The 25,666-nt window shown below is 73.8% G+C and carries 26 protein-coding genes; 17 read left to right on the forward strand and 9 right to left on the reverse strand.

Going from position 1 to position 25,666, the window contains the following annotated elements; translation table 11 throughout:
- Positions 1-6: 6 nt before the first annotated feature.
- A complete protein-coding gene (locus KPL59_RS07495) occupies positions 7-795 on the reverse strand; it encodes an enoyl-CoA hydratase/isomerase family protein (protein ID WP_226360353.1) in 789 nt (262 codons plus the stop codon).
- A gap of 92 nt (positions 796-887) precedes the next feature.
- On the opposite strand from KPL59_RS07495, the gene KPL59_RS07500 reads away from it, so the two are divergent.
- From KPL59_RS07500 to KPL59_RS07510, 3 genes are read left to right on the forward strand one after another with little or no spacing between them, the layout of a single operon-like run.
- Entirely contained in the window at positions 888-2,129 is a 1,242-nt protein-coding gene (locus KPL59_RS07500; protein ID WP_226360354.1) for an NAD(P)/FAD-dependent oxidoreductase, read from the forward strand.
- A 24-nt stretch (positions 2,130-2,153) separates the two neighbouring features.
- A complete protein-coding gene (locus KPL59_RS07505; RefSeq protein ID WP_020623741.1) occupies positions 2,154-3,305 on the forward strand; it encodes an acetyl-CoA C-acetyltransferase in 1,152 nt (383 codons plus the stop codon).
- Entirely contained in the window at positions 3,305-4,471 is a 1,167-nt protein-coding gene (locus tag KPL59_RS07510) for a thiolase family protein (RefSeq protein WP_226358392.1), read from the forward strand. Before KPL59_RS07505 ends, KPL59_RS07510 begins: the two co-directional genes overlap by 1 nt.
- A 25-nt stretch (positions 4,472-4,496) precedes the next feature.
- Here KPL59_RS07510 and KPL59_RS07515 read toward each other — a convergent pair whose 3' ends face one another.
- Positions 4,497-5,294, reverse strand: coding sequence for an enoyl-CoA hydratase/isomerase family protein (locus tag KPL59_RS07515; protein WP_226360355.1), 798 nt, complete (start codon positions 5,292-5,294; stop codon positions 4,497-4,499).
- A 48-nt stretch (positions 5,295-5,342) separates the two neighbouring features.
- On the opposite strand from KPL59_RS07515, the gene KPL59_RS07520 reads away from it, so the two are divergent.
- Positions 5,343-6,380, forward strand: a complete 1,038-nt coding sequence (locus tag KPL59_RS07520) for an MBL fold metallo-hydrolase (protein WP_226360356.1) — start codon at positions 5,343-5,345, stop codon at positions 6,378-6,380.
- 113 nt (positions 6,381-6,493) lie between these two features.
- Here KPL59_RS07520 and KPL59_RS07525 read toward each other — a convergent pair whose 3' ends face one another.
- Both KPL59_RS07525 and KPL59_RS07530 read right to left on the reverse strand, forming a co-directional pair.
- The gene (locus KPL59_RS07525) at positions 6,494-7,813 is read right to left on the reverse strand and encodes an NAD(P)/FAD-dependent oxidoreductase (RefSeq protein WP_226360357.1); all 1,320 of its coding nucleotides are present in this window, start codon (positions 7,811-7,813) and stop codon (positions 6,494-6,496) included.
- 56 nt (positions 7,814-7,869) lie between these two features.
- A complete protein-coding gene (locus KPL59_RS07530) occupies positions 7,870-8,517 on the reverse strand; it encodes a TetR/AcrR family transcriptional regulator (RefSeq protein WP_075310931.1) in 648 nt (215 codons plus the stop codon).
- Between the two features lie 54 nt (positions 8,518-8,571).
- Here KPL59_RS07530 and KPL59_RS07535 point away from each other — a divergent pair, with 54 nt between their 5' ends.
- Complete coding sequence (locus tag KPL59_RS07535) at positions 8,572-9,729, forward strand: CaiB/BaiF CoA-transferase family protein (RefSeq protein WP_226360358.1); 1,158 nt, start codon at positions 8,572-8,574, stop codon at positions 9,727-9,729.
- Between the two features lie 83 nt (positions 9,730-9,812).
- On the forward strand, positions 9,813-11,504 hold the full coding sequence (locus KPL59_RS07540; RefSeq protein ID WP_226360359.1) for a class I adenylate-forming enzyme family protein: 1,692 nt from the start codon (positions 9,813-9,815) through the stop codon (positions 11,502-11,504).
- A gap of 54 nt (positions 11,505-11,558) precedes the next feature.
- Here KPL59_RS07540 and KPL59_RS07545 read toward each other — a convergent pair whose 3' ends face one another.
- From KPL59_RS07545 to KPL59_RS07560, 4 genes are all read right to left on the reverse strand, one after another.
- On the reverse strand, positions 11,559-13,181 hold the full coding sequence (locus KPL59_RS07545; RefSeq protein WP_226360360.1) for an AMP-binding protein: 1,623 nt from the start codon (positions 13,179-13,181) through the stop codon (positions 11,559-11,561).
- A gap of 59 nt (positions 13,182-13,240) precedes the next feature.
- Entirely contained in the window at positions 13,241-13,897 is a 657-nt protein-coding gene (locus KPL59_RS07550; protein ID WP_020622786.1) for a TetR/AcrR family transcriptional regulator, read from the reverse strand.
- Positions 13,898-13,901: 4 nt separating this feature from the next.
- Positions 13,902-15,068, reverse strand: coding sequence for an acyl-CoA dehydrogenase family protein (locus KPL59_RS07555; RefSeq protein WP_226360361.1), 1,167 nt, complete (start codon positions 15,066-15,068; stop codon positions 13,902-13,904).
- 78 nt (positions 15,069-15,146) lie between these two features.
- On the reverse strand, positions 15,147-15,944 hold the full coding sequence (locus tag KPL59_RS07560; protein ID WP_226360362.1) for an SDR family NAD(P)-dependent oxidoreductase: 798 nt from the start codon (positions 15,942-15,944) through the stop codon (positions 15,147-15,149).
- A gap of 151 nt (positions 15,945-16,095) precedes the next feature.
- Between KPL59_RS07560 and KPL59_RS07565 the strand changes: the two genes are divergently transcribed.
- From KPL59_RS07565 to KPL59_RS07615, 11 genes are read left to right on the forward strand one after another with little or no spacing between them, the layout of a single operon-like run.
- Positions 16,096-17,349, forward strand: a complete 1,254-nt coding sequence (locus KPL59_RS07565) for a cytochrome P450 (RefSeq protein ID WP_226358382.1) — start codon at positions 16,096-16,098, stop codon at positions 17,347-17,349.
- Entirely contained in the window at positions 17,346-17,555 is a 210-nt protein-coding gene (locus tag KPL59_RS07570; RefSeq protein WP_308187841.1) for a ferredoxin, read from the forward strand. Before KPL59_RS07565 ends, KPL59_RS07570 begins: the two co-directional genes overlap by 4 nt.
- A 3-nt stretch (positions 17,556-17,558) precedes the next feature.
- On the forward strand, positions 17,559-18,014 hold the full coding sequence (locus tag KPL59_RS07575) for a MaoC family dehydratase (RefSeq protein WP_226358381.1): 456 nt from the start codon (positions 17,559-17,561) through the stop codon (positions 18,012-18,014).
- A gap of 28 nt (positions 18,015-18,042) precedes the next feature.
- Positions 18,043-19,329 (forward strand): Rieske 2Fe-2S domain-containing protein, encoded by a 1,287-nt coding sequence (locus tag KPL59_RS07580; RefSeq protein WP_075310945.1) that lies wholly within the window; start codon positions 18,043-18,045, stop codon positions 19,327-19,329.
- The gene (locus tag KPL59_RS07585) at positions 19,326-19,826 is read left to right on the forward strand and encodes an aromatic-ring-hydroxylating dioxygenase subunit beta (RefSeq protein ID WP_226358379.1); all 501 of its coding nucleotides are present in this window, start codon (positions 19,326-19,328) and stop codon (positions 19,824-19,826) included. The genes KPL59_RS07580 and KPL59_RS07585 overlap by 4 nt, the downstream gene beginning before the upstream one ends.
- Complete coding sequence (locus KPL59_RS07590) at positions 19,826-20,044, forward strand: hypothetical protein (protein ID WP_226358378.1); 219 nt, start codon at positions 19,826-19,828, stop codon at positions 20,042-20,044. The genes KPL59_RS07585 and KPL59_RS07590 overlap by 1 nt, the downstream gene beginning before the upstream one ends.
- On the forward strand, positions 20,041-20,856 hold the full coding sequence (locus KPL59_RS07595; protein ID WP_226360363.1) for an enoyl-CoA hydratase/isomerase family protein: 816 nt from the start codon (positions 20,041-20,043) through the stop codon (positions 20,854-20,856). Before KPL59_RS07590 ends, KPL59_RS07595 begins: the two co-directional genes overlap by 4 nt.
- Complete coding sequence (locus tag KPL59_RS07600; RefSeq protein ID WP_060710854.1) at positions 20,853-21,653, forward strand: enoyl-CoA hydratase/isomerase family protein; 801 nt, start codon at positions 20,853-20,855, stop codon at positions 21,651-21,653. The genes KPL59_RS07595 and KPL59_RS07600 overlap by 4 nt, the downstream gene beginning before the upstream one ends.
- 39 nt (positions 21,654-21,692) lie before the next feature.
- A complete protein-coding gene (locus KPL59_RS07605) occupies positions 21,693-22,556 on the forward strand; it encodes an SDR family NAD(P)-dependent oxidoreductase (protein WP_020622797.1) in 864 nt (287 codons plus the stop codon).
- 7 nt (positions 22,557-22,563) lie between these two features.
- Positions 22,564-23,976 carry an aldehyde dehydrogenase family protein gene (locus KPL59_RS07610; protein ID WP_226360364.1) on the forward strand — a complete coding sequence of 471 codons (1,413 nt, stop codon included), beginning with the start codon at positions 22,564-22,566 and terminating at the stop codon, positions 23,974-23,976.
- 20 nt (positions 23,977-23,996) lie between these two features.
- Positions 23,997-24,797, forward strand: a complete 801-nt coding sequence (locus KPL59_RS07615) for an alpha/beta fold hydrolase (protein ID WP_226358375.1) — start codon at positions 23,997-23,999, stop codon at positions 24,795-24,797.
- Positions 24,798-24,863: 66 nt separating this feature from the next.
- Here KPL59_RS07615 and KPL59_RS07620 read toward each other — a convergent pair whose 3' ends face one another.
- Positions 24,864-25,655 (reverse strand): coniferyl-alcohol dehydrogenase, encoded by a 792-nt coding sequence (locus tag KPL59_RS07620; protein WP_075310953.1) that lies wholly within the window; start codon positions 25,653-25,655, stop codon positions 24,864-24,866.
- Between the last annotated feature and the right edge of the window lie 11 nt (positions 25,656-25,666).

The raw sequence follows: 25,666 nt of genomic DNA on the forward strand, positions 1-25,666 counted from the left end.
CCTGGGTCATCGGCCGTCGAACTTCGGGGCGCGGCGCGCGGTGAACGCGATGACGCCCTCGCGGACGTCGGCCCGCCCCGCGCCGGCCGTCATCAGCCGGTACTCGGCGAGCAGGCCGTCGGCGTGGGTGCGGTCGTCGCCGTCGCGCAGCAGCTGCTTGATCCCGCCGTAGGCCCAGGTCGGGCCGTCGGCGAACTCCTCGGCGATGGTCCGGGCGACGGCCTCGACCTCGTCGCCGGGCACGACCTGCGACACCAGCCCCCACTCCAGCGCCTGCTCGGCGCCGACCGGCGTGGAGCGCAGCATGAGCTGCTGGGCGCGGCGCATCCCGACCAGTCGCGGCAGGTACCAGGTGCTGCCGCCGTCGCCGGTCATGCCGAGCTTGGTGAACCCCGTGGCGAGCTTCACGTCGTCGGCGGCGACGACCACGTCGGCACCCCACACCAGCCCCAGCCCGCCGCCGCCGACGCCGCCGCGCACGGCCGCGACGACCGGGACCGGCAGCGCGGAGAGCCTGCGCAGCGTCGAGCCGTGCCACGTGTCGATCATCGAGTCCAGCTGGGCGGGCAGGTCGTCCACCCGGCTGCGAAAGAACCCCAGGTCGCCGCCGACGCAGAAGGCCGGACCGGCGGCGGTGAGCAGCACGCTGCGCACGGCCTCGTCGGCCTCGACGGCGCGGACGGCGGCGTCGATCGCCTCCACCATCGCGGGGTCGATCGCGTTGCCCCGGTCCCGGGTCAGCCTGATCTCGGCGAGTCCTCCGGTGACCCGGTGGATGGCCCTGTCCTCGTGCATCGCGTCCTCCCGAACGGCGGCCCCGGCGTTGACGTCGAATCTGGCATAAGTTTATTCTCGATTCAAATCTGGTCGACGAAAGGGTGCCTGCGATGTCACCGAGTCCCGGTCCCCGCCTCGTGGTCGTCGGGGCGTCCCTGGCCGGTCTGCGGGCCGCCGAGGCCGCCCGCGACGCCGGGCACACCGGCCCGGTGACCCTCGTCGGTGCCGAGGCGCACCTGCCCTACGACCGGCCCCCGCTGTCGAAGGCGTTCCTGGACGACCCCGAGGCGCCGGACGTGCGGTTCCGGACCGAGGAGCACCTGCATGACGAGCTCGGCGTGGACCTCGTCCTCGGCGAGCCGTCGACCGGCCTGGACGCCGACGCCCGCGAGGTCGTCGTCGGCGACCGCCGGATCGGCTACGACGCACTCGTCGTCGCCACCGGGGCCCGCGCCCGCACGCTGCCCGGGGACCTGGCCGGGGTGCACACGCTGCGCACCCTCGACGACGCGCGGGCCGTGCGCGCCGCGCTGGACGCGGGCGCCCGCACCGTGGTCGTCGGGGCCGGGTTCATCGGGTCCGAGGTCGCGTCCGGTGCCCGCAAGCGCGGCCTGCCCGCCACCATCGTCGAGGCGCTGCCGGTCCCGCTGGTCCGCGCGGTCGGCGAGCAGATGGGCGCGGCGCTGTCACGGCTGCACGAGACCAACGGCACCGACCTGCGCTGCGGCGTCGGCGTCGACGGGCTGGAGGGCGGCGGCCGGGTCACCGGTGTCCGGCTCGCCGACGGCACCGTGCTGCCCGCCGACCTCGTGGTCGCCGGGATCGGCGCCACCCCCGACACCGGCTGGCTGGAGGGCTCCGGGGTCGGCCTGGACAACGGGATCCTCGCCGACGAGACCCTGCGGACCGACCTGCCGGGGGTGTACGCCGCCGGCGACGTCGTGAACTGGGTCAACCCGCTGTTCTCCGAGCTGCCGACCGGCGGCCGCATGCGGATCGAGCACTGGACCAGCGCCGCGGAGCAGGGCGCCCGCGCCGCCCGCAACGCCCTCGACCCGGACGCGGCCCGGCCCTACGAGACCGTGCCCTACTTCTGGTCGGACTGGTACGGCAGCCGCATCCAGTTCGTCGGCGTCCCGCGCGCGGACGAGATCCGGGTCGTCTCCGGCTCCCCGGAGGACGGCCGGTTCGTGGCGCTCTACCGGACCGGCGACCGGCTGACCGGCGCGCTGACGCTCGAGCGCCGCGCCGACGTCATGAAGTACCGCGTCCGCATCGGACGCCGCACGAGCTGGACGGACGCACTCGCGTTCGCCGAGGAACGCAACGCCGCGGCCGTCGCCGCGCGCTGAGACGCGACGCAGGAAGAGGAACTCATGGGCGAGGCCTACATCGTCGACGCCGTCCGGGCCCCGGTCGGCCGCCGCAAGGGCGGACTGGCCGCCGTGCACCCCGCTGACCTCGGGGCGCACCCGATCCGGGCCCTGGTGGAGCGCACCGGGGTCGACCCGGCGGCGATCGACGACGTCGTCTACGGCTGCATCGACGCCATCGGCGCCCAGGCCGGGGACATCGCGCGCACCGCGGCGCTGGTCGCCGGGCTGCCGGAGTCGGTGCCGGGCACGACCGTGGACCGCCAGTGCGGCTCCAGCCAGCAGGCAGTGTCCTTCGCCGCGCAGGCGGTCATGGCGGGCACCCAGGACCTGGTGATCGCCGGCGGCGTGCAGATCATGTCGCAGTACCCGATCCTGTGCTCGTTCTCCGTCGGCGAGCCGTTCGGCGCGACCGACCCGTGGACCGGCAGCGTCGGCTGGGAGAAGCGCTACGGCACCCAGGAGATCAGCCAGTTCCGCAGCGCGGAGATGATCGCCGAGAAGTGGAACCTGTCCCGCGAGGACATGGAGGTCTTCGCGCTGGAGAGCCACCACCGCGCGCTGCGCGCCATCTCCGAGGGCCGCTTCGAGCGGGAGATCGTGCCGTTCGGCGAGGTCGGCACGGACGAGGGCCCGCGCGCGGACACCTCGCTGGAGAAGCTCGCCGGCCTCAAGACCCTCACCGAGGGCGGTCGGCTGACCGCCGGCGTGTCCAGCCAGGTCTCCGACGGCACCGCGGCACTGCTCATCGCGTCGGAGTCGGCGGTGCGCGACCACGGGCTGACCCCGCGGGCGCGGATCCACCACGTGTCGGTGCGCGGTGCCGACCCGGTCTGGATGCTCACCGCGCCGATCCCGGCGACCGAGTACGCGCTGCAGAAGACCGGCCTGACCATCGGCGACATCGACACCGTCGAGATCAACGAGGCGTTCGCCTCGGTCGTGCAGGCCTGGCTGGCCGAGACCGGCGCCGACCCGGAGAAGGTCAACCCCAACGGCGGCGCCATCGCGCTCGGCCACCCGCTCGGCGCCACCGGCGCCCGGCTGATGACGACCATGCTGCACGAGCTGGAGCGCACCGGCGGCCGCTACGGCCTGCAGACCATGTGCGAGGGCGGCGGCCAGGCCAACGTCACGATCATCGAGCGGCTCTGATGCGCACCGCCGTCGTCGTCGAGGCGATCCGCACCCCGGTCGGGAGGGGCAAGCCCGGCGGTGGGCTGTCGGGTGTGCACCCGGCCGACCTGCTCGCCGGTCAGCTCGCCGCGCTCGTCGAGCGGGCCGGGATCGACCCGGCGCTGGTCGAGGACGTGATCGTCGGCTGCGCCCAGCAGGTGGGGGAGCAGGCTGGCAACATCGGGCGCAACGCGGTGCTCGGCGCCGGGTTCCCCGAGTCCGTGCCCAGCACGACGCTCAACCGGCAGTGCGGGTCGAGCCAGCAGGCCGCGGCGTTCGCCGCCCAGGCCGTGCTGGCCGGCGTGCACGACGTGGTGATCGCCGCGGGCGTCGAGTCGATGAGCGCGGTGCCGATCGGCAGCGCCCGCGCCGGGATGGGGGAGCGGGCGTCCGCCCGGTACCCCGACGGTCTGGTCAACCAGGGCATCTCCGCCGAGCTGGTGGCGCAGCGCTGGAAGCTCGAGCGCGACGAGCTCGACGCCTACTCCGCCGAGTCGCACCGCCGCGCCGCGCGGACCTGGGCCGACGGCGGGTTCGACGCCGAGGTCGTCGCGGTGCCGGAGGCGGCCGGGCTGACCACCGACGAGACCGTCCGCGGCACCACCACCGCCGAGGGGCTGGCCGGGCTGCGACCGTCGTTCCGCACCGACGAGATGTCGGCGCGGTTCCCCGAGATCGACTGGCGGATCACGCCGGGCAACTCCTCCCCGCTGACCGACGGCGCGTCCGCCGTGCTGGTCATGAGCGAGGAGCGGGCGACGGCGCTCGGGCTGCGTCCGCGGGCCCGGTTCCACGCGTTCTCCGTCGTCGGCGACGACCCGCTGATGATGCTGACCGGCCCCATCCCGGCCACCCACGCGGTGCTGGCCCGCGCCGGTCTGTCCCTCGACGAGATCGACGCCTACGAGGTCAACGAGGCGTTCGCCCCGGTCCCGCTGGCCTGGGCACGCGAGTTCGGCGCGGACCCGGCCCGGCTCAACCCGCGGGGCGGGGCGATCGCGCTCGGGCACGCGCTCGGCTCCTCGGGCACCCGGCTCCTGGTGACGATGCTGCACCACCTGGAGGCCACCGGCGGCCGCTACGGGCTGCAGACGATGTGCGAGGCCGGAGGGATGGCCAACGCCACCGTCATCGAACGGCTGTGAGCTGCGGCGGGCCGTGTCCGGGGGATCAGCACCCCCGGAACACGGCCTGCCGCTTCTGCGCGAACGCGGACTTCCCCTCGGCGTAGTCGTGGGTGGTGGCGTGCCGCTGCTGCAGGGTCGCCTCCAGCTCCAGCTGGTCGGCCAGGCGCCGCTGGGCGGCCGCCCCGAGGGCCTGTTTGGTGCTGGCCAGCGCGACGGTCGGCGCCTGGGCGAGGCGCCGGGCGAGTGCCTCGGCCTCGGCGTGCAGGCGCTCGCCGGGGTGCACCGCGTTCACCAGTCCCCAGCGGTGTGCGGTCTCGGCGGGCAGCCGGTCGCCGAGCATGCAGAGCTCCGCGGCGCGGGCGAGCCCGACCCGCTCGGCCAGGAACGCCGTGGTCCCGCCGTCGGGCATCACCCCGATCCGGACGAAGGCGAGCAGCAGGTAGGCGTCCTCGGCGGCCAGCAGCAGGTCGCAGGACAGGGCGAGGGACACCCCGAGTCCGGCGCAGGCGCCCTGCACCGCCCCGACGAACGGCTTCGGTGCCGCCCGCACCGCCAGCACGATGGGGTTGTAGATCTCGCGCAGCCGGGTCGACAGGTCCGGATCGCCCTCGGGGGTCGTCTCGCGCGGGTTCTTCACGTCGGCACCGGCGCAGAACGCCCGGCCGGCCCCGGTGACGAGCACCGCGCGGACCGCGTCGTCGGCCGACGCCCGACGCACGGCGTCGAGCAGCTCGGTGCCCCTGGCGGGGGTCCAGGCGTTCAGGGCGTCCGGGCGGTGCAGCTCGATCCGGGCCAGTCCGTCGCCGGTCTCGTACCGCAGGTCCTCGTAGCGCGGGGTCACGTCCGCGAAACTACATTGAATCAGGATTAGAAAGAAGGAGGGGTCGATGTGACCGTGGAGCTCGCCGAGCAGGTGCAGGACTGGACCGAACCGGGGGCGCACCCCGTGCTGCCGGGGGTGCACCGGATCCCGCTGCCGTTGCCGCTGGACGGGCTGCGGGCGGTCAACGTCTACGTGCTCGACGGGCCGGACGGGCCGACCCTGGTCGACTCCGGCTGGGTCGACGCCGACGGCGACGCGCTGGAGGTCGGCCTGCGCGCCCTGGGGTACGCCCCGGCCGACGTCGCCCAGGTCGTGGTCACCCACGCCCACCACGACCACTACACCCAGGCCCTCGCGCTGCGCTCCGCCCACGGCACCCGGGTCGTGCTCGGCCGCGGGGAGGAGCCCTCGGTGGCGGCGCAGAGCGACCGCGCGGCCCACCCCGCGCCGCAGTCGGCCATGGTGGCCGCGGCGGGTGCGGCCGACCTGGCCCGGGACCTGGCCCGGCACGTCGCCGAGGTCGAGCGCGTCGACCTGGCGCCGTGGAGCATGCCCGACGCCTGGCTCGACGACGGCGACCTGGTCGCCGCCGGCGAGGGCGAGCTGGAGGTGCGGGCGACCCCGGGGCACACCCGCGGGCACGTCGTGCTGCGCGACACCGCGCGCGGCGCGCTGTTCTCCGGGGACCACGTGCTGCCGCACATCACGCCGTCGATCGGCTACGAACGCGCCCCCGAGCCGATGCCGCTGCGCAGCTACCTGGACTCGCTGCGGCTGGTCCGCGACCTGCCCGACTCCCTTCTGCTGCCGGCCCACGGGCCGGTCACCCGCAGCGTGCACACCCGTGTCGACGAGCTGCTGGCCCACCACGAGCAGCGGCTGGCCGCCGCCGCGGCGCGAGTCGGGGCCGGGGACACGACGGCCTGGGCGGTCGCGTCCGCCCTGCCGTGGACCCGGCGGGAGCGGCACCTGTCGCAGCTGGAGACCGAGCACGCCGCGCTCGCGGTGCTGGAGATCGCCGCCCACCTCGACGTGCTGGTCGACGCGGGCGTGCTCGTCGCACACGATGGCGAGGACGGGCTGCGCCGCTACGCCCCGTCCTGAGCGCCCCGTCCCGGCTGCCCCGTCCCGAACGTGCTGTCCTGAACGCACTGCGCGCCGCCACCCGGGGAGCAGGTGGCGGCGCGCCGGTGGGGGAGTGGCCGGGAGCGGCGGGGTCAGACCGCCGCGGTCAGCGGGTACTCCGCGAGGATCTTCTCGGTGACGAGCTTGGCGGTCTCGGCGCAGGCGGTGGTGCCGCCGTTGGCGTACTCCTTGACCCCGTCGCCGACGTTCCACAGGTTCGCGATCGGGGTGTCGTGGCCCAGGTCGTAGCCCGCGACCGCGCGCTGCGGGGGCCACCCGTCGCGCATGACCGCGACCGACAGGGTGCGCGCCCGGTCGAAGCCGGGGATCTGCTCGCGCAGGTCCGTGCGCAGCAGCTCGACCTCGGCGTCGGCGTCGAAGTCGCCGACCGAGGGCTTGGGCACCGAGGCCGCGACGTAGAGGTTCCAGCCCTCCGGCGCCATCTCCGGGCAGGTGTCGGTGAAGTTGGCGACGTAGCAGAGCCGCTCGGACGTGGAGAACAGCAGCATGCCGGGCACGTCGACCAGGCGCTCGCGGCTGGGGAAGTTGAGCGCGATCATCGAGCACGGCCGGTCCTTGACCGCGACCTGCTCGCGGTAGTCCGCGGGGAGGTTCTCCGCGCCGACCAGGCCCACGGTCGCGGCGGGCCCGGTGTCGCTCACGGCCACCCGGCAGGTGACCTCGACGCGCTCGCCGTCGCGCACGATGGTGGCACCGGTGACCCGGCCGTCGGCGAGGTGCAGCCGCTCGACCTCCGACGACAGCCACACCTGGCCGCCGTTGCCGATCACCGAGTTCGCCAGCGACTGCCAGACCCCGATCGTGCCGGCCGGGCAGAACCCGAACTTCTTGAACGCCGACTTGCGGGTGAAGTAGGTCAGGAACACCCGCGCGGGCAGCTCCTCGGACCCGACGGCGAACACCGAGGCGCACATGTTGCGGAACACGCCCTGCACGGCCGCGTTCTTCGAGTACCTGCCGACCCACTCCGCGGTGGACAGCTCGCTGCCGGGCAGCGCGTCGTCGTTCGTGCGGGCGGCGCCGATGCCCGAGAGCAGCTTCGCGCCCTGCCGGGTGAGCTGGGACAGCAGCATGCCCCAGCCGCCGCGGGTGACGTCGAGGTTCTTGCCGCCCACCCGGTAGAGCACCGGGACCTCCGGGGTGCGGATGTCGAACTCGGCGCCGACCTCGGCGAAGGTCTCCTCGGTGATGCCACCGACCTCGATGGCGATCGCGCCGTCGTTGACGAGGAACCCGTCGATCTCGGTGGTGGACGCCCGCCCACCCACCTTGTCGAGCCGCTCCACGACGAGGGTGCGGTAGCCGGCATGGGCCAGCCGGGCGGCGGCGAACAGGCCACCGGCGCCGGCGCCCACCACGAGCGCGTCGAACGCGGTGTCGGACGTCTGCACGGGTCATCTCCTTCGATCGACTCTTTAATCGAGAGTAAATTAATCCGAAGCACGGGTCAACGGTCCGGCGAGAGCCCCTCGCGCACGATGGTCTGCGCGGTCGCCACGGTCCCGGCGAGGTCGCCGCGCTCGGGGCGCCACCACTCCGGGGCCCAGTTCAGCGCCCCCATCACCAGCATCCGGGCCGCCTGCGCGTCCAGGTCCGGATCCACCTCGCCGGCCTCGCGCGCGGAGTCCACCAGGCCCCGCCACAGCGCGCCGTAGCGGCGCTGGTCGCGGAGTTGGACGTCGCGGATGCCCGGCGGGAGCTGGGCGGCGTGCCGGATCGCGGCCGAGGCGTACTCCGAGTCCCGCAGCACGATCTCCAGGTGCGCGCGCACGGCGGTGGTGATGCGGTCCATCGGCGAGCTGTCCGGCGGCAGTGCGTCGAGCTCGCCGTGCACGTGCGCCATCACCCGGCGCAGTCCGACCTGCACCACCTCGGCGATGAGCTCGTCCCGCGAGGCGAAGTGGTAGTAGATCGCCGGGGCCTGCAGGCCGGCGATGGTGGCGATGTCGAGCAGCCGGGTCCCGGCGTAGCCGTTGCGGTTGAGCACCACCGCCGCCGCGTCCAAGATCCGCTCCCGGGTGGGCGCCGGGCGCGGGGCGGGGAGCTCCGCGGCGTCGCCCACCGTGGCTGGGTCCCGCTCCGGCGCGTCGGTCACGGTCGTCAGGCTACTGTTTAATCGTAGTAAGAAAAAGTATCGGGAGGGTGCGGCATGGGTGGGACGCAGCGGGGGCCGCTGGCCGGGCGGACGGTCGTGGAGCTGGCCGGGATCGGGCCGGGACCGTTCGCCGGCATGGAGCTGGCCGACCTCGGGGCCGACGTGATCCGGGTCGACCGGCCGTCGGCCGGGCCACTGCCGACCGCGCCGCCGGCCGCCGACGTGCTGGGGCGCGGCAAGCGTTCGGTGGTGCTCGACCTCAAGCGGCCCGAGGCGGTCGAGGCGGTGCTCGCCCTCGCCGCCGGTGCGGACGTGCTGATCGAGGGCAACCGGCCCGGGGTCGCCGAACGTCTGGGGGTCGGACCGGAGGCGGTGTGGGAGCGCAACCCGCGGCTGGTCTACGGGCGGATGACCGGCTGGGGGCAGGACGGGCCGCTGGCGCGCACCGCCGGGCACGACGTCGGCTACATCGCCCTGACCGGGGCGCTGGGTGCCATCGGCCCGGCCGACGGACCCCCGCAGATCCCGCTCAACCTGCTCGGCGACTTCGGCGGCGGGGCGACCTACCTCGTGATCGGTGTGCTCGCGGCGCTGCTGGAGGCCGAACGCACCGGGCGCGGGCAGGTCGTCGACGCGGCGATCGTCGACGGCACCTCGCACCTGCTCGCCGTGATCCACACCCTGCTCGGCTCCGGCCGCTGGGAGGACCGGCGCGGGGTCAACCTGCTCGACGGCGGCACGCCGTTCTACGCCGTCTACGCCACCTCCGACGGTGGTCACATGGCGGTCGGTGCGCTCGAACCGCAGTTCTACGCCGAGCTGCTGCGCCTGCTGGAGATCCCGTGCGAGGTCGCGGACCCGCGGGACCAGCACGACCGCAGCCGCTGGCCGGCCCTGCGCGCCACGCTCGCCGGACGGTTCGCCACCCGGACCCGCGCGGAGTGGACGGCGGTGTTCGACGGCACCGACGCCTGCGTCGCGCCGGTCCTGGGCCTGCGCGAGGCGGCGGCCCACCCGCACCTCGCGGCCCGGGGGAGCGTGGTCGAGGTCGACGGGGTGCTGCAGCCCGGACCCGCGCCGCGCCTGTCCGGGCATCCCGTCGCCGCGCCCGGCCCCGCGCCGGTGCGGGGCGGTCACACCCGCGAGGTGCTCGCCGACGCCGGGCTGGACGTCGACGCCCTGCTCGCCTCGGGGGCGGCCCGGCAGGCCTGACCCGGTGCGCCGGACGGTCCATTGTCCGCCGCGGCCGACTTCTCTAATCTACGACAGATTAAACACTGACGTGGAGGTCGACGATGCCCGCCCCGATCACGGACCGCCGAGCGGCCCTGGAGGCCCGCCACCCGGTCTGGCGCCCCCGGACCCTCGACGGTTTCCTGGACGACTGCGCCGCCGAGTTCGGCGACCGCCCGCTGGTCGTCACCGACGACCGCACACTGACCTACGCCGAGGCCGTCGCCTGGTCCGACCGGCTCGCGGGCGGCCTGGCCGCGCTCGGCGTGCGGCCCGGGGACCGGGTCGGCCTGCTCATGGCCAACCACCTGGAGTTCGTGCCGCTGAAGTTCGCGGTCGCGCGGGCCGGGGCGGTGGCGATCCCGTTCAACTTCCTCTACCGGCGCGACGAGCTGGCCTACGTGCTGCGTCAGTCGCGGTGCACGGTGCTCGTCACCATGACCGGCTACGGCGACCTGGACCACCTGGCCCTGCTCGACGACGTCGCGCCCGGCTGGGAGCAGGGCCCCACCGCGGAGCTGCCGGACCTGCGCGCGGTCGTCGCGCTGCCCACCGTGCACCCGGCGCGGCCCGGGGTCACGACCGTCGATGAGCTGGGCGCGCTCGGATCCCCGGTCGCGGCCGGCACGACAGGCACCACACCCGGCGATCTGGGCGACATCCTCTACACCTCGGGCACCACCGGCGCGCCCAAGGGCGTCATGGTCACCCACGACGGGGTGCTGCGGACGGGGTACGCCTCCGCGCTGACCCGCGCGTTCGAGGACGGGCGGCGGATCCTGTTCTCACTGCCCTGCTACCACATGTTCGGCTACGTGGAGGGCCTGGTCGCGGCCATGTTCGTCGGCGGGGCGATCGTGCCGCGCCTGGCGTTCTCCGCGGCCGACTACGTCGAGGGCATCGAGCGGCACCGGGCCACCGAGATCCTCTGCGTGCCCACGATGACCGTCGCCCTGCTCGAGTCCCCCGCCCGGGCCGGGCGCGACCTGTCCTCGGTGTTCGCGCTGCTCTCCGGCGCCGCGCCCGCGCCGGTGTGGCTGTGGGAGAAGGTGCGGGCCGAGCTGGGCATCGCCGAGGTCACCACCGGCTACGGGATGACCGAGTGCGGCGGCGCGATGACGATGACGCTGCCCGAGGACCCGCTGGAGCGGCACGCGACGACGGTCGGCCGGGTCAAGCGGGCCGGCGTCGCCGGGCTGCCCGATCGCGACGGCGACCTGTGCGCGTACACGACCTGCGACCCGCTCACCGGTGAGGAGCTGCCCGCCGGGGCGGAGGGCGAGCTCGTCTCGTCCGGACCCACCCACATGCTCGGGTTCTGGGACAAGCCCGAGGAGATCGCGGCCGCGCTGCGCGGCGGCCGGGTGTTCTCCGGTGACCTGGGCCGGGTCCGCGACGACGGCTACCTGGAGATCACCGGCCGCAGCAAGGAGCTCTACAAGAGCGGCGGCGAGCTGGTGATGCCGAAGGAGATCGAGGAGCTGCTGACTCGTGAGCCGGGGATCAGCCAGGCCTTCGCCGTCGGCGTCCCGGACGACCGCTGGGGCGAGGTCGGCTGCGTCTGGATCGTCCCGGAGCCGGGCGCGACCGTCGACCCGGACGCGGTGCTCGCCCTGTGCCGGGAGAAGCTCGCGCGGTTCAAGGTGCCCCGGCACGTCCTGGTGACCACCGCCGGGGAGCTCCCGACCACGCCCACCGGCAAGATCCAGAAGTTCCGGCTCGCCCGGCGCGCCGCCGAGGTGCTGGGCGGATGAGTGCCGGGTCCCGGGCGCACCGCCCGGGACCCGGCCGCTCGTCCGGTGCGGGGCTCAGCCGCCCAGCTCGTCGCGGAGCAGGAACTTCTGCACCTTGCCCGACGGGGTCATCGGCAGCTCGTCGACCAGGAACCAGCGCACCGGCACCTTGTACGGGGTGAGCCGGGCGAGGCAGTGTGCGGCCAGCTCGTCGGTGAACCCGGCCGCCTGCGGCTCGTGGGTCACCACGGCCGCGGCGACGATCTCGCCCCAGGTCGGGTCGGGCAGTCCGAGGACCGCCGACGCCGCGACCGCCGGGTGCTCGGCGAGCGCGACCTCGATCTCGGCCGGGGCGATGTTCTCCCCACCGCGGATGATGAGCTCCTTGAGCCGGCCGGTCAGCGTGATCATCCCGCGCTCGTCCATCGACCCGAGGTCGCCGGTGTGCACCCAGCCCTCGTCGTCGACGGTCGCGGCCGTGGCCTCCGGGTCGTCGTAGTAGCAGAGCATCTGGTTGTAGCCGCGGGCGCAGACCTCGCCGACGACGCCGAGGCCGACCACCTCGCCGGTCGCCGGGTCGACGATCCGGGCCCCGGTGTGCGGCAGCGGACGGCCGACGGAGCGGACGAGGTCGTCCTCGCCGTCCGACCGCCGGGTCAGGCTCAGCACGGGGGAGAGCTCGGTCTGGCCGTACAGGTTGTGCACGAACGCCCCGAACGTCTCCCGGACCCCGGTGATCAGCGTCCCGGGCGCGGTCGCGGCACCGACCAGGACGGTGTCCATCGGCGGCGCGGCCTCGTCGCGGCCGCGGGCCTCGTGCAGCACCGCCCCGAGCACCGTCGGCACGCTCATCAGGACCGAGGCGCCCTCCGCGCGGATCGCGACGAGCACCGCGGCGGGGGTGAACTTCTCGATCAGCACCATCGTGCCGCCGAGCACCGCCGGGCCGAGGGTGGAGATCACACAGCCCGCGGTGTGGAAGGTCGGCAGCGGGGCGACCGCGACGGCCCCCTCGCGGGCCTGCGCGGTGTGCATGGTCAGCCGCGCGTTGTTCAGCAGCGAGCGGTGCGCCAGCAGCACCCCCTTGGGGCGGCCGGTCGTGCCGGAGGTGAACTGCATCATGGCCGGGGCGTCCGGGCTGCTGCGGTCCGCGGCGTCGGGGGACCCGCCGTCGAGCGGGGCCCCGTGCAGCCGGTCGGTGTCGGACAGGCTGACGACGTGGGCGAGTCCCGGCACTCGGGGGGCGACCTCGGCGACGACGCCGGTCAGGTCGTGGTCGCGCACCCGGTCGGCGTGCAGCAGCACGGTGGAACGGGACAGGGTGAGGGCGTACTCGAGCTCCCCGGGGCGCAGGGCCGGGTTGAGCGCCACCAGCACGACGCCGGCCAGACCCGCCGCGTACTGCACGATCGTCCACTCGGCGATGTTCGGCGCCCAGATCGCGACGTGGCCGCCGGGTCCGGCGAGCTCGTGCAGGGTGCCGGCGACGCGGCTCGCCTCGTCGAGCAGCTCGGCGTAGGTCCACCGGCCCGGTGTCCCGTCGTGCCGGGTCGCGACCAGGGCGACGGTGTCCGGGCGGGCGGCGGCCTGCTCGCGCAGCAGTCCGCCGACGGTGCTCTCGAGCAACCCGGGGCCGGGGCCCTCCAGCCATTCGGCGCGCCGGAGCACGGTGGGCTGCGGGCTGACGGACGTGCTCATACGGCCTCCGACGATGCAGGTCACGAGATGAACCGAATCTAGATAAGAAACTGCGGACGTCAACCGCCGGTCGGAGCCGTCAGGCCCCGCCGGACGATGGTCTGCGCCGTTCGGACCAGCGACCGCAGGGAGCCACGCCCGGGGCTCCACCACTCGCACGCCCAGTTGAGCGCCCCCAGTACGAGCATCCGTGCCGCGCGGGGGTCGAGCTCGGGCCGCAGCTCACCCGAGACCCGGGCGGCCTCGACGAGCTCGCGCCAGAAGTCCACGTAGCGCTGCTGCTCCGCGAGCTGGCGGTCCCGCACCTGCGGGGGCAGCTGCGCGGTGGTGCGCACCGCCGCGACGGTGTAGTCGGAGATCCGCAGCACGGCCTGCAGGTGGGCCTCGACGGCGCAGCAGATCCGGTCCATCGCGCTCGCCGTGGCGGGCAGCTCCTGCACCCGGGCCCGCACGTGCTCCAGGTTGCGCACCATCCCCGCGACGACGACCTGCTCGACCAGGTCCTCGCGGGAGTCGACGTAGTAGTAGATCGCCGGAGGCCGGACCCCGGCCAGCCGCGCGACGTCGGACAGCCGGGTCCCCGCGTACCCGCGGGTCGCCAGCAGCGACGCCGTCGCGTCCAGGATGCGGCGCCGGGTCCGCGCCGCCTTCTCCCCCGAACCCCGCGCGCCCTCGGCGCGGGACCCGGGGGAGCGGGCGCTCTCGGCACGGGTCATCGGATCAGTAGGACGCCGGCAGGCCCAGGCTGCGCTGGGCGACGAAGTTGAGCACCATCTCCCGGCTGACCGGTGCGGTCTTGAGCATCCGGGCCACGAACCACAGGTCGGCCAGGCCGTACTCCAGGGACATGCCGTTCCCGCCGTGGGCCTGCATCGCCTGGTCCAGGGTGCGCAGCGAGGAGTCGGCGGCGGCGAACTTGGCGATGTTCGACGCCTCGGCCGCGTCGACGCCGGCGTCGTAGAGCTCGGCGGCGCGGTAGGCCATCAGCCGCGAGAGCTGGGTCCCGATGTAGGCCTCGGCCAGCGGGTGCGCGACGCCCTGGTGCGACCCGATCGGCACGCCCCACACCTGCCGGTCGCGGGCGTAGCCGCACGCCTTCTCCAGGGCGTAGCGGGCGATGCCGTTGGAGATGCAGGCCGCGGTGATCCGCTCCGGGTTGAGCCCGGCGAACACCTGGCGCAGGCCGTTGCCCTCCTCGCCGATCAGCGCTTCGTGGCCCACCCGGACGTCGTCGAAGAACACGGTGAACTGGTGCTCGGGCTGCTGCAGTGCGGCCGGGATCGTCTGCCAGGTCAGCCCCTCGGTGTCGGTCGGCACCACGAACAGCGACAGTGGGTGGCGGCCGTTCGGTCCCGCCTCGGGCGCGCGGGTCACCACGAGGACCGCGTCGGCCTCGTCGATGCCCGAGGTCCAGTACTTCTGGCCGCGGAGCCGCCAGCCGTCGCCGTCGGGGTGGGCGGTGGTGGTGATCTCGTGGCTGTTGGACCCGGCGTCGGGCTCGGTGATGGCGAAGGCCATCTTCAGCGAGCCGTCGGCGATGCCGGGCAGCCAGCGCGACTTGAGCTCGTGCGAGCCGTGCGTGTCGATGATGGTGCCGCAGATCGCGGGGGAGATGACCATCATCAGCAGCGGGACGCCCTGGGTCGAGGACTCCTCGACGACGACGGCCAGGTCGGCCATGGTGCCGCCGCCCCCGCCGTAGGCCTCGGACAGGTGCACGCCCAGGAAGCCGGCCGCGCCGAGCTCCTTCCAGAGCTCGGTCGGCTCCTCGTGGGCGGCGGCCTTGCGCATGAAGTAGTCGTGGCCGTAGCGGCCGACCAGGGTCGCGACCGCGTCGCGCAGCGCCGCACGCTCCTCGGTGTCGGCGACGATCAGCGAGCTGGGCATCGTGTCTCCTCGTGACCCGGAGTATTTTCTAATCGAGAATAGGTAAAGTGGGTCGGTGTCGTCAACGTGGGTCCCACGTCACGGCATGGACGACCCGCCGCCGACGGCGACCACCTGCCCGGTGACCTGGAACGCGGCCGTCTCCGAGGCCAGCCAGGCGACCGCGTTCCCGACGTCGGTCGGCGTCGTGCGCCGGCGCAGCGCCTGGGTCGCCACGATGGCGTCGACGGCCTCGGGGGCGAACAGCGAGTCCGCGCCGCCCGCCCACACCGAGCTCGGGCCGACCTGCTCGTCCTCCGGTGGCAGGACCAGGCCCGGCGCGACGACGTTGCTGCGGATCCCGAACCGGCCGTTCTCCCGGGCCACGGTGCGGGCGAGCGAGATCAGCGCCGCCTTGGTGCCGCCGTAGATGCCCTGGCGGACCGCCCCGTAGGCGGCGTCGCTGGACAGGAACACGACCGCGCCCCGCCCGGCCTCGCGCATCGGTCCCAGGACGGCCTGGGTGCAGTCGATCGCGGCGAACAGGTTCACCTCGACGGTGCGCCGCCACAGGTCGCGGTCGGTCTGCTCGGCGAACCAGCCGGGCCTGCTCCAGCCCGCGTTGTTGACCAGCACGTCCACCCCGCCCCAGGCGTCCAGGGCGGCGGCGGTCACCGCGGCGCCCGCGCCCTCGGCGGTCAGGTCGGTGGCCAGGGCGAGCGCCTCCGGCGCGCCGAGCCCGGGCAGCTCCCCGGCGACGCGCCCGGCCTGCTCGCCGTCGATGTCGACGACCAGTACCCTGGCGCCCTCGCGGGCCAGGACCCGGGCGATGCCGCGCCCGATGTTGGCCCCGGCCCCGGTGACGACCACCCGTGCGTCGCGCAGTCCCAGATCCATCGCCGCTCCTCCTCGTCCCACCCGGTCTTTCGACGCGGGATTAAACACCCGACCGCCTCCGACGTCGCCGTCTTGACACCGGGTCGGCGCTCGTGGTGTCCTTCCCGCTAGATTAATCGAGGTTAGAATCGATACCGTCCCTGGGGGAGCAATGGTGCAGACCCGGCCCGACTACGACCCGGTGTCGGTGGGATCGCTGGAGTTCTGGTCGCTCACGCCGGAGGGCCGCGAGGAACGCCTGCGTGTGCTGCGCGACGAGCGGCCGGTCAGCTGGCAGCGCCCGGCCGAGGGCTCGATGCTGCCCCAGGAGGACGACGCCGGGTTCTGGGCGATCACCCGGCACGCCGACATCGCGGCCGTCAGCAAGGACCCGGAGACCTTCTGCTCCGGTCAGGGCGTGATGATCGAGGACGTGCCGTCCGACATCCTGGAGGCGGCCAGCTCGTTCCTCGCGACCGACGCCCCCCGGCACACCCAGCTGCGCCGTCTGGTCAGCGCGGCGTTCACCCCGCGCCGGGTGAAGCAGATCGAGGCACAGATCGCCGACCAGGCCCGCCGCATCGTCGACGATCTGATCGCCACCGGGGACTGCGACTTCGTGGACCAGGTCTCGCGGCGGCTGCCGATGTGGACGATCTACGAGATGTGCGGCCTGCCCGTCGAGCGCCGCGAGGACGCCGCGCACGCCGCCGACGGCATGGTGTCGTGGGCCGACGCCGACGTGCGCGCCGGGCTGGAGCCCGCGGACCTGCTCAACCAGTCGCTGGTCACCCTCATCACGATCGGCCTGGAGCTGGCCGACGACCGCCGGGAGAACCCCCGCGACGACCTCATGACCTCGCTGGTGCAGGCCGAGGTCGACGGCGAGCGGCTGTCGGAGGAGGAGATCGCGGCGTTCTTCGTCCTGCTGTCGGTCGCCGGCAACGACACCACCCGCAACACCATCAGCCGCACGATGGAGGCGCTCACCCGCTTCCCGGACCAGCGCAAGATCCTGCAGGCCGACCCCGACGGCACGCTGAACACCGCCGTCGACGAGTTCGTCCGGTGGGCCAGCCCGGTGATGACCTTCCGCCGGGTCGCCACCCGGGACGTCGAGCTGCACGGCCAACGGATCCGGGCCGGCGACTGGGTCGTGATGTTCTACGCCTCGGGCAACCGCGACGAGCGGGTCTTCACCGAGCCCTACACCTTCGACGTCACCCGTTCCCCGAACCCGCACGTCGGCTTCGGCGGCGGGGGACCGCACTTCTGCATGGGCAACATGCTCGCCCGCACCCAGCTGCGCTCGCTGTTCGGGGAGCTGCTGCGCCGGGTGCCCGACCTGCGTACCGGTGAGCCCGTCCAGCTCGTCGGCAACTTCGTGGACGGCGTCAAGTCGATGCCGTGCACGCTCAACCCGTGAAGGAGGTACCACTCGTGCGCGTGGTGGTCGACTACGACAAGTGCACCGGGCTGGGGCTCTGCGAGTCCCTGGCCCCCGACTTCTTCGAGGTCGCCGACGACGGTTCGCTGAACCTGCTCCAGGAGCAGGCCGAGGACTCGCAGCGGGGTGAGCTGGAGGAGGCCTGCCGGGCCTGCCCCACCGAGGCCCTGCGGATCGAGGGCTGAGCGGTGACGAAGGTCTTCGCGGGCGTCGACGCCCTGGCCGCCGCCGAGGGCGAGTCGTTCGGCCCGACCGACTGGGTCGAGATCGACCAGCGTCAGGTCGACCTGTTCGCCGAGGCGACCGGCGACCACCAGTGGATCCACACCGACCCCGAGCGTGCGGCGTCCGGCCCGTTCGGCCGGACCATCGCACACGGGTTCCTGACCCTGTCGCTGCTGCCCCGGCTGCTGAACGAGCTCTACCGCGTCGACGACGTGCGGATGGGGATCAACTACGGCCTGAACAAGGTCCGTTTCCCCTCGCCGGTCCCGGTGGGCTCGAAGGTCCGGCTCGCCGCCGAGATCGCCTCGGTGCGCCGCGGCGAGGGCTTCGTGGAGGTCACCACCCGCTCGACGATCGAGGTCGAGGGCTCGCCGAAGCCCGCCTGCGTGATCGAGAGCGTCGGCCGGCTCTACCCCTGATCCGCCAGACACGAGAGGAACGACCGTGATGCCGAGCGCCCCCACCGGTGCCGCGCGCGCCCCGCGCCCACCGGCGGCGCCGTACGACGAGCTGATCCGGCCCCGGCAGGTGCACGGGTCGCTCTACACCTCGCCGGAGATCTTCGCCGACGAGCTGGAGCGCATCTGGTACCGCACCTGGGTCTACGTCGGCCACGTCAGCGAGATCGCCGAGCCGAACGACTACGTCCGCAAGTCCATCGGACCGCAGGACGTCATCATGACCCGCACCGCCGACGGCGAGGTGCACCTGCTGCTCAACCGGTGCGCGCACCGCGGCAACCTGGTCTGTGAGGCGCGGTCGGGCAACTCCAGCTCGTTCCGCTGCCCGTACCACGGCTGGACCTACCGCAACGACGGCCGGATGCTCGGCTACCCGTTCCCGCAGGGGTACGGCGGCCGCGGGAAGCTGGACCTCGGCCTCGGTCGGGTCCCGCGGGTCGGGGTCTACCGGGGGTTCGTCTTCGGCAGCTTCGCCCCCGACGGCCCCACCCTCGACGAGCACCTCGGCGAGGCCAGGGGCGAGATCGACCGGCTCGTCCGGCTGTCCCCGGACGGGGAGGTCGAGCTGTCCGCCGGCTTCCTGCAGCACCGCGCGAAGGCGAACTGGAAGCTCCTCGCGGAGAACGAGACCGACGGCTACCACCCGCAGTTCGTGCACGCCTCGATCTTCAGCGTCGCGGAGAGCGGGATCGGGGCGCTCTACGGCGAGAAGTCGACCGCGGTGACCCGCGACCTCGGTGGCGGGCACAGCGAGAACGACCTGCGCCCGGAGTTCCGCCGGCTCGGCGTCCCGCTGGGCTGGTTCGGCACGACCGAGGAGAAGGTGCCGCGCTACGCGGCCCGGATGCGGGAGACCTACGGGTCCGACGCCCACGACATCCTGGTCGAGGGCGGACCCCACGTCATGATCTTCCCGAACCTGTTCATCGCCGAGATCCAGCTGTTCACCATCCAGCCGCTGGCCGCGGACCTCACCGTCCAGCACGTCACCGCGGTGCAGCTCAAGGGCGCGCCGGAGATGAACAAGCGGATGCTGCAGCAGTGCATCGGGTCGGTCGGGCCGGCCGGGATGCTGCTCGCCGACGACACCGAGATGTACGAGCGCAACCAGGCAGGCGTCGCCGAGCTGCGCCCGGAGTGGCTCGACATCCGGCGCGGCGCGGAGCGCGAGTACACCGACGAGCGTGGCCTCACCGTCGGCGGGGCCACCGACGAGACCGGTATGCGCGGGTTCTGGACGCACTACCGGCGGTTGATGACGGAGGGCCGATGACCACCACCGAGCCGGCCACCGGGCTCGACCTGCGCACCGTCGAGCAGTTCCTCTACCGCGAGGCGCGCTACGCCGACGAGCACCGCTATGAGGACTGGGAGGCGCTCTGGACCCCGGACGCCCTCTACTGGGTGCCCGCGAACGACGACGACGCCGACCGCACGACCCAGATGTCGATCATCCACGACAACCGCAACCGGATCGCCACCCGGATCCGCCAGTACCGCACCGGGCGCCGGCACTCCCAGGTGCCTGCGTCGCGGCTGCGTCGGGTCGTGTCCAACGTGGAGATCCTCGGTACCGTGCCCGAGACCGGGGACACCGAGGTCGGCGCCAACTTCGTGCTCGTCGAGTCCCGCGAGCGCGGCACCCAGCTGTGGGCCGGGCGCTACACCTACCGGCTGCGCGTGGTCGACGGGGAGCTCGCGATGTCCTACAAGAAGGTCGCGCTGGTGGACAACGCCCGCGCGATCGCGACGCTGGCGTTCCTGGTCTGATGAAGATCCGTCCCGATATCGTCGGCAACGAGTTCGCCGAGGTCGCCGTCCGCATCGACGACGAGGCGAACAGCCGGCGGCTGCGCATCGAGGACCTGCGCACCGGCCGGGTCCGCTACCTCGACGCGCTGGAGCTGGAGACGCTGGTGTGGCTGCCCGAGGGACACCTGCACAAGCTCCTCGACCCGTCGGCCGACCGGTGGCGGGAGGACGCGTGAGCCCCGACCTCGGCACCGACCCCGGCACCGGCCCGGACACCGCACCGGTCCTGTCCCGGATCGAGGAGCGCGCCGACGGGCGCGTCGCCCACCTGACGCTGAACCGGCCGCGGGCCCGCAACGCGATCACCGTCGCGCTGGCCGGCGCCCTGCACGCGGCGCTGGTGGCGGCCGCGGCCGAGGCCGACGTCGTCGTGGTGCGGGGGGCGGGCGGGCACTTCTGCGCGGGCGGGGACTTCCACGAGGTCTCCCGGCTGCGCGAGGACGGCCCGGAGGCGCTGCGACCGCTGTTCGAGACCTTCGTCGGTGCGTGCCAGCTGATCGCGGACCTGCCGGTCCCGGTCGTCGCCGCGGTGGAGGGCTACGCGATGGCCGGCGGCTTCGAGCTGGTCCAGTCCGTCGACATCGCGCTCGTCCGCGAGGACGCAGTGCTCGCCGACAACCACGCCAACTTCGGCATGATCCCCGGCGGTGGCGGGTCGCAGCGGCTGCCCCGCATCGTGGGGACCCCACGCGCGCTCGGGCACATCCTGCTCGGCGACCGGCTCTCGGGCCGTGACGCCGTCGACTGGGGGATCGCCTACGCCTGCGCCCCGGCCGACGGGTTCGAGGCCCTCGTCGAGAACACCGTCGCCAACCTGCTCGGCAAGGACCCCGGCGCGCTGGCCCGGATCAAGCAGCTCGTACGCGGCGGGCTGGACGGCCCGCTGAGCGACGGCCTGTCCGCCGAGACCGCCGCCACCCTCGCCCACCTGGACGGGGAACGGGCCGGTGCGGGCATCGGCCGCTTCACCGGAAGGACACGCACGTGACCGTCACCGACCAGCTGGTCCTGTTCGACCTCGACGAGGACGGCGTCGGCCGGCTGCGACTCAACCGCCCCGAGGCCGCCAACGGCATGAACGTGCCGTTCCTGCGCGCGCTCTACGACGCCGTCATGACCGCCACCGGGCAGGCCGGCCTGCGGGTGCTCCTGCTGACCGGCGAGGGCCCGCACTTCTGCGCCGGCGGTGACGTGAAGACCTTCGCCGCCAAGGGCGAGGCGCTCCCGGACTACCTGCGCGAGGCCACCGCCTGGCTGCAGAACGTCGCGCAGGCCCTGCTGGCGCTGCCCGTCCCGGTCGTCACGGCGGTGCACGGGTTCGCCGCGGGCGGCGGGGGACTGGGCCTGGTGTGCGCCTCCGACATCGTGCTCGCCGGGGAGTCGGCGAAGTTCATGTCGGGCGCCGCGCGGGTCGCCATGGCACCCGACGCGGGCTCGTCGGTGACGCTGCCCCAGCTCGTCGGGCTGCGCAAGGCGATGGAGATCCTGCTGCTCAACCCCACGCTGACCGCCGCCGAGGCCGTCGAGATCGGGCTGATCACCCGGGTGGTCGCCGACGACGCGCTGCACGACGAGGCGCTCGCCGTCGCCCGCACCCTGGCCGCCGGCGCGCCGCGTGCGCTCGGTGCCGTCAAGCGGCTGGTCTGGTCCGGGCTCGGCGCCCGGGTCGAGGCCCAGCTGCCGGAGGAGGCCCGCACGGTCTCCGAGCTGTCCGGCACCGCGGACGCCCGCGAGGGGCTCGCCGCCGTGCTCGAACGGCGCCGGCCCCGGTTCACCGGCCGCTGACGCGGCCGTCCACCCCCACTACGAAGGAGTTCGGCAGGCATGGCAGGAGTCGAGGGACGCGTCGTCGCGATCACCGGGGCGGGCAACGGCCTGGGCCGCGAGTACGCGCTGGTGCTGGCGCGGGCGGGCGCGAAGGTCGTCGTCAACGACCTCGGTGGGTCGCGGGACGGCAGCGGCAGCGGATCGAGCGCCGCGGACGCCGTCGTCGCCGAGATCCGGGCCGAGGGTGGCGAGGCCACGGCGAACCACGACAGCGTGGCCACGTCCGAGGGCGGCGCCGCGGTCGTCACGACCGCGCTGGAGGCATACGGCCGCATCGACGGCGTCGTGGCGAACGCCGGCATCCTGCGGGACAGGTCGTTCCACTCGATGACCGACGACGACTGGGACGCCGTGCAGCGCGTGCACCTCTACGGCGCCTACCACGTGATCCACGCGGCCTGGCCGCACCTGCGCGAGCAGGGCCACGGCCGGGTCGTCGTCGCCACCTCGACGTCGGGGATCTACGGCAACTTCGGGCAGGCCAACTACGGCGCCGCCAAGGGCGGGCTGATCGGGCTCATCAACACCCTGGCCATCGAGGGCCGCAAGCGCGGCATCACCGCGAACGCGATCGCGCCGATGGCGGCGACCCGGATGACCTCCGACATCGCGCCGCCGGAGGTGCTCGCGAAGCTCGACCCGGCGCACGTCGCCCCGGTCGTCGGCTACCTGCTGACCGACGAGTGCACCGAGACCGGCAGCGTCCTGGTCGTCGGTGGCGGCGAGGTGCACCGCGTCGCGCAGTTCCGCAGCAAGGGCGTGACCTTCGCGGAGGTCCCGACCATCGACCAGGTCGGTGACCGGTTCGCCGAGATCGTCGACCTCGACGGTGCCGTCGTCGGCACGAACCCGGTCGGGTGAGGCGGCCGTGACCGTCACCGACAGCACGTCCCCCGAGGCCACGGACGCCACGGAGGCCTCGGACGCCGCGGCCACCGTCGCCCGCCTGCGCCGGACCTTCGACTCCGGCCGGACCCGGCCGCTCGCCTGGCGGCGCCGCCAGCTGCACGGCATCGAGCGCCTGGTCGCCGAGCGCGAGTCGGACATCGCCGCCGCGCTCGCGCAGGACCTGGGCCGCCCCGCGCCCTACGCCTGGCTCGGCGACATCGCCTCCACCGCGGACGAGGCCGCCTACGCCCGCAAGCACCTCAAGCGCTGGATGCGCCGGCGACGCACGTCGCTGCCGCTGTCCATGCTGCCCGGCCGCGGCTTCTACCAGTACGAGCCGCTGGGCACGGTGCTGGTCATCGGGCCGTGGAACTACCCGGTCTACCTGACGCTCGGCCCGCTGGTGGCCGCGGTCGCGGCCGGCAACACCGCGGTGGTCAAGCCGTCCGAGCACGCCCCGGCCACCTCCGCGCTGATGGCCCGGCTGATCCCGGAGTACCTGGACCCGGACGCGGTCGCCGTGCTGGAGGGTGACGCCGCGGTCACCCAGGCCCTGCTCGCCCAAGGCCTGGACCTGGCGTTCTTCACCGGCGGTCCGGGGATCGGCAAGAAGGTGATGGCCGCCGCGGCCGAGCATCTGACGCCGGTGGTGCTGGAGCTGGGCGGCAAGAGCCCGGTGATCGTGACCGCCGATGCCGACATCGACGTCGCGGCCCGCCGGATCGCCTGGGTGAAGCTGCTGAACTCCGGCCAGACCTGCATCGCACCGGACTACGTGCTGGTCGAGGAGTCGGTGCGGGACCGCCTGGTGGCGGGGATCGTCGCGACCGTGCGGGAGTTCCGCGCCGGGGAGCCCGCCACCCAGCCGATCGTCGACGACCGGCAGTTCGCCCGGATCGCGGGCCTGCTCGACGACCACGGCGGGACCGTCGCGCTCGGCGGTGGCACCGACGCGGCCTCGCACGCGATCGAGCCGACCGTGCTGGTCGACCCGTCGCCGGACTCGGCGGTGATGGCCGACGAGATCTTCGGCCCGATCCTGCCGGTGCTCACCGTGCGCTCCGTCGACGAGGCGCTGCGCTTCGTCAACGACCGCCCGAAGCCGCTGGGCCTGTACCTGTTCACCGGGTCCAAGGCGGTCAAGGAGCGGGTGCTCACCGGGACGAGCTCGGGCGGCGTGGTGGTCAACCACCTGGCCATGCACTGCCTCGTCCCGCAGCTGCCCTTCGGCGGTGTGGGCAACAGCGGGATGGGCGCCTACCACGGGGAGTGGGGCTTCCACGCGTTCAGCCACCGCAAGGCGGTGCTGGACAAGCCGGCCAAGCCGGACCCGTCGCTGATGTACCCGCCCTACACCGACCGGAAGATGGCCCTGCTGCGGAGGTTCTTCTGACCCGGATCCCCGTCGAGCCCGTGCACGTCGGCGGGGCCGGCACGCCGATGGTCCTGCTGCACGGCGCGACGTCGTCGTGGCGGGCCTGGCGGCCGGTCCTGCCGGCGCTGGAGCGCCGCCACCACGTCGTCGCGCCCACGCTGGCGGGGCACCACGGCGGACCGGTGCTGTCGGTGGCCCCCGAGAAGGTGGTGCCCGCGATCGTCGACGCCGTCGAGGTCGCGCTGGACGAGGCCGGCATCGACCGGGCCCACCTGGTGGGCAACTCGCTCGGCGGGTGGGTCGCGCTGGAGCTGGCCCGCCGCGGCCGGTCGCGGTCGGTCGTCGCGCTGTCCCCGGCCGGGGCGTGGGCGACACCGGCGGACCTCGACCGGCTGCTGCGGCTGTTCCGCGTCGGCGGGCGGATCGGGCGGCTGCCGGGCACGGGTGCGGTGCTGCGGCCGCGTGCGGTGCGCCGCCTGCTGCTGCGGGCGGTCTCCGAGCACCCGGAGGTGCTGTCGCAGGCCGACGTCGGGGAGCTGGTCGAGGACCTGGCGGGCTGCGCGGTGCTGGCCGACCTGCTCGCCGGGGCCCCGGACTCGGGTGGGCTCGCCCCGTTCACGCCGGAGGGCCCGGTGATGATCGCCTGGGGGGAACGGGACCGGATCCTGCCCTTCCCGCGCTACGGCCGTCCGATGGTCGAGGCCGTCCGCGGCGCGCAGCTGGTCCGGGTGCCGGGGGTGGGACACGTGCCGATGGCCGACGCCCCGGCCCTGGTCTCGTCGCTGATCACCCGGTTCACGGCGCGGGTCGACCGCGACGCGGTCCCCGCCGGGCCCTGACGACACCGGACGACCGCCACCGGCCGGTGGGCACCGCCTCCGAGGCGCCCACCGGCCGGCCCGGGCTCAGATCTCGGGGGCCGGGACCAGCCCGGCGGCGACGGCGCCGGTGATGCCGCCGTCGGCGGTGATCGTCGAGCCGTTGAGCCAGCGCGAGCCGCGCGAGGCCAGGAACACCACGGCGGGTGCGATGTCGTCGACGGTCGCGTGCCGCCCGAGGAACGCCTTGACCCCGTCGAGGGTGTCCTTGCCCATGCTCTCCTCGAAGTCGGCGAGGATCGGGGTCTCCACCGGGCCCGGGAGCACGGCGTTGATCCGCAGCTCGTTCATCTCCCGTACCGCGCCGCCCATGGCCAAGCAGTAGACGGTCGCGGCCTCCTTGGAGAAGTTGTAGGCGTTGCCCTGCTGCGGGTGCTCGGCGAACCAGGCCGCGCCCTCGTCCATCGACTCGGTGGCGAGCACCTCGCGCAGGGTCTCCAGGCGGGCCGGCCAGCCGAACCCGGCCGTCGAGGAGACCACGACGATCGAGCCGCCCGGGTTCATCCGCTCGAACACGGCCTCGGTCAGGTGCCGCATGCCGAGGAAGTTGACCCGGAAGACCAGGTCGGCGGGCGCGGTGCCGGGGATGCCCGCGACGTTGGCGAGGACGTCGAAGGTGCCCTCGATCTGCGCCAGCGCCGAGTCGATGCTCGCGGCGTCGGCGAGGTCGACCTCGACGTGCTGCTCCACCTCCGCGGAGGGCTTGTTGCGGTCGAGGCTGACGACGGAGGCGCCGCCCTCGACCAGCTGGCGCGTGACAGCGTCACCGATGCCCGACGCGGTGCCCGTGACCAGGCAGCGCAGTCCCTGAACGTCCATGTGATCCCTCC

The sequence above is a fragment of the Pseudonocardia sp. ICBG1142 genome (assembly GCF_020496255.1).
GTDB lineage: Bacteria > Actinomycetota > Actinomycetes > Mycobacteriales > Pseudonocardiaceae > Pseudonocardia.

Bases quoted from the DNA above. Each gene is read 5' to 3' on its own strand.
- KPL59_RS07550 (WP_020622786.1), bottom strand. From the start codon at position 13,897: ATGACCCGTGCCGAGAGCGCCCGCTCCCCCGGGTCCCGCGCCGAGGGC.
- KPL59_RS07545 (WP_226360360.1), bottom strand. From the start codon at position 13,181: ATGAGCACGTCCGTCAGCCCGCAGCCCACCGTGCTCCGGCGCGCCGAA.
- KPL59_RS07605 (WP_020622797.1), top strand. From the start codon at position 21,693: ATGGCAGGAGTCGAGGGACGCGTCGTCGCGATCACCGGGGCGGGCAAC.
- KPL59_RS07510 (WP_226358392.1), top strand. From the start codon at position 3,305: ATGCGCACCGCCGTCGTCGTCGAGGCGATCCGCACCCCGGTCGGGAGG.
- KPL59_RS07540 (WP_226360359.1), top strand. From the start codon at position 9,813: ATGCCCGCCCCGATCACGGACCGCCGAGCGGCCCTGGAGGCCCGCCAC.
- KPL59_RS07585 (WP_226358379.1), top strand. From the start codon at position 19,326: ATGACCACCACCGAGCCGGCCACCGGGCTCGACCTGCGCACCGTCGAG.
- KPL59_RS07535 (WP_226360358.1), top strand. From the start codon at position 8,572: ATGGGTGGGACGCAGCGGGGGCCGCTGGCCGGGCGGACGGTCGTGGAG.
- KPL59_RS07500 (WP_226360354.1), top strand. From the start codon at position 888: ATGTCACCGAGTCCCGGTCCCCGCCTCGTGGTCGTCGGGGCGTCCCTG.
- KPL59_RS07555 (WP_226360361.1), bottom strand. From the start codon at position 15,068: ATGCCCAGCTCGCTGATCGTCGCCGACACCGAGGAGCGTGCGGCGCTG.
- KPL59_RS07590 (WP_226358378.1), top strand. From the start codon at position 19,826: ATGAAGATCCGTCCCGATATCGTCGGCAACGAGTTCGCCGAGGTCGCC.
- KPL59_RS07505 (WP_020623741.1), top strand. From the start codon at position 2,154: ATGGGCGAGGCCTACATCGTCGACGCCGTCCGGGCCCCGGTCGGCCGC.
- KPL59_RS07580 (WP_075310945.1), top strand. From the start codon at position 18,043: ATGCCGAGCGCCCCCACCGGTGCCGCGCGCGCCCCGCGCCCACCGGCG.
- KPL59_RS07620 (WP_075310953.1), bottom strand. From the start codon at position 25,655: ATGGACGTTCAGGGACTGCGCTGCCTGGTCACGGGCACCGCGTCGGGC.
- KPL59_RS07565 (WP_226358382.1), top strand. From the start codon at position 16,096: ATGGTGCAGACCCGGCCCGACTACGACCCGGTGTCGGTGGGATCGCTG.
- KPL59_RS07495 (WP_226360353.1), bottom strand. From the start codon at position 795: ATGCACGAGGACAGGGCCATCCACCGGGTCACCGGAGGACTCGCCGAG.
- KPL59_RS07560 (WP_226360362.1), bottom strand. From the start codon at position 15,944: ATGGATCTGGGACTGCGCGACGCACGGGTGGTCGTCACCGGGGCCGGG.